The 2,080-nt window shown below is 57.5% G+C and carries 2 protein-coding genes and 1 pseudogene; 1 reads left to right on the forward strand and 2 read right to left on the reverse strand.

The features are described 5' to 3' along the window. A pseudogene (locus tag ACH4F2_RS35785) lies at window positions 1-535 on the reverse strand (transposase); the annotation flags it as partial. Window positions 536-741: 206 nt separating this feature from the next. Here ACH4F2_RS35785 and ACH4F2_RS35790 point away from each other — a divergent pair. Continuing rightward, on the forward strand, window positions 742-1,728 hold the full coding sequence (locus ACH4F2_RS35790; RefSeq protein WP_125053176.1) for a DUF2971 domain-containing protein: 987 nt from the start codon (window positions 742-744) through the stop codon (window positions 1,726-1,728). Window positions 1,729-1,805: 77 nt separating this feature from the next. On the opposite strand, the gene ACH4F2_RS35795 is transcribed toward ACH4F2_RS35790, so the two are convergent. After that, window positions 1,806-2,080, reverse strand: a 275-nt coding sequence (locus tag ACH4F2_RS35795) for a hypothetical protein (protein WP_398136787.1), incomplete at its 5' end; no start/stop codon positions are given.

A 2,080-nucleotide genomic window follows, 5' to 3' on the forward strand; every position in this document is an offset into this window, starting at 1 on the left:
CGGTGATCCGGGGCCGCCCGTAGGTGTTGTCCCACCGTGTGGACGGCGCGGATCTTGTCGGCGAGTTCAGCGTCGGCTGCGGCCCGGGCGGCTCGTTTCTCGGCGGCGTTGATCCATGCGTAGTACGACGAGCGGGCGATATCGATGACCTGGCACAACCGCTTCACCGGGTAGGTGTCGGAGTGGTCTGCAACGAACTGGAAGCGGTTCACCAGTTCGTCTCTCCGGCGAAATATTTTGCCGCCGACCGCAGGATGTCTCGCTCAGTTTCGAGCTTGGTTTTCTCCGCGCGTAGGTGTGCGACCTCGGCGCGGAGCCTGGCGGCTTCCTGCTCGGGTGTCTCGCCGGTGCCGGGCCCCGGAGCGGTGGCGGCGGGTCTGCGGATCGGGATACCCGCATTTCTCAGCCATGTGGTCAGGGAGCCGTGGGATACGCCGAGATCGGCGGCGATCCCGGCTACGGTCGCGCCGCCGGTGTCGCGGTACAGCTCGACTGCGTCGCGGCGGAACTCTTCGGAGTAATTTTTCTTTGCCATCGGGTTAGATCTTCTCGCTTTCCCTGGTCTGAGACCAGGATCAAGCGTGTCCAACCCGCGGGGTCAAGGCCCGTCGATGCTAAGTTCCGCGCTGCTCAGGGCGGCTTTTTTTGCAAGCCTGTTGACTGGATTGGAACGAGGGGGCGTGAGTGTTAGTGGGATCCTCCTGCAAAAAGTTGTCAGGTGACTGCAGTACTATCAAAATCGTGACCGACGAGAATGACATCCTCTATCACTACACAAACTTCGGAGGATTCTCCGGCATCATCAAAAGTCAAAAGCTCTGGGGAACCGATATAAAGTATCTAAATGATGCTCAGGAACTCAAATACAGTGCCGGGTTGATGGCCGAGATCTTTCACTCCTTGGCTCAGGAACTACCTGACCTTACAGAGGAAGAGCGGAGGGAGTGTGGTGACTTCTTCACGACCGAGGGGCCCGACCATCGAGATCCGTCGTACCTTGGACCAAAGAAACATGCACTTCGAGCCGCCGCCTGGTCGCTTGCGGCTCTCGTAGACGAGTCACAGCCGCAGATGCCATACGATTGGAAATGGGCGAACGGGTATGTCACTTGCTTTACTACCGAACGTGACTCGCTCGGGCAGTGGCGTGGATATGCAGGTGGTGATGGTTTCGCCGTAGGTTTCGATCGGGCGAAGCTAGCGGAGCTGACCTACCAATGCTGGGATTACAAAGCAGGAAACCGAATGGAACCGGACGGAAGAGGTTGGGTTGATGCTCCGATCCCTGGGCCGCGACCCATCTTCTATGGTGACGAGGCGCGGGCCGAAAACTTGAATTTGGTTCAAAACTTCCTCCGTTCACGTATTTCTGAAAAGCCAGCTGCGGTTAACTACTTCAACTTTGTCACGGAGATGTTCAACGCCGCCGGTCGGTTGTGCATGACTCTGAAAGATGAATCATTCCAAGCTGAGAAAGAATGGCGACTTATCGCTATGTTCGCAGAGGCGTCCGCGCGACTGAATTTCCGGCAGGGAAGCTACGGTACTGGAGGCGTGGTTCCGTACATCGAGATCGGTTTTCCCCGTGACGCCATTGTGAAGGTTGTGATCGGGCCAGGTAATGCGCCAGATCTACGAGAGAGAGCAGTTCGTCAGATGTTGGAAGCCAACGGATATGCGATCGGCGAGGTTGATCTAGAGAGATCAAAAGTGCCGTACCGGGGTTGAACCCTCGACTGACCGGCGGCGTCCATCGCCGCCGAACATGTCGGGTCCCCGAACTATTCTTGAACCCGCGACGAGCCTCAGGTCGCCACACTGACCAGACCGAAGCGAAAGCCGAAGTCCTGAACTGCAACAACCCTTGCAGCTCGGTCACACGTGGCGACCTGATTCTCATTTGTGCACCACAAATCGGCGGTGCCCGTATTGCGGCTCTCGGCAAGTGTGCGCTCGAAGCGGAATTTCTGGGATGCAAAGAATCGAACACCTGAGAAAGGTATTCCACGCCGCTGACCAGCGCAGTCGATCATTTTCGGGAGATGATCGTCCGCAACACGAAACGGAACACCACAGCGGT

The organism is Streptomyces sp. NPDC017890 (assembly GCF_044328675.1).
In the GTDB taxonomy this organism is placed as follows: domain Bacteria; phylum Actinomycetota; class Actinomycetes; order Streptomycetales; family Streptomycetaceae; genus Streptomyces.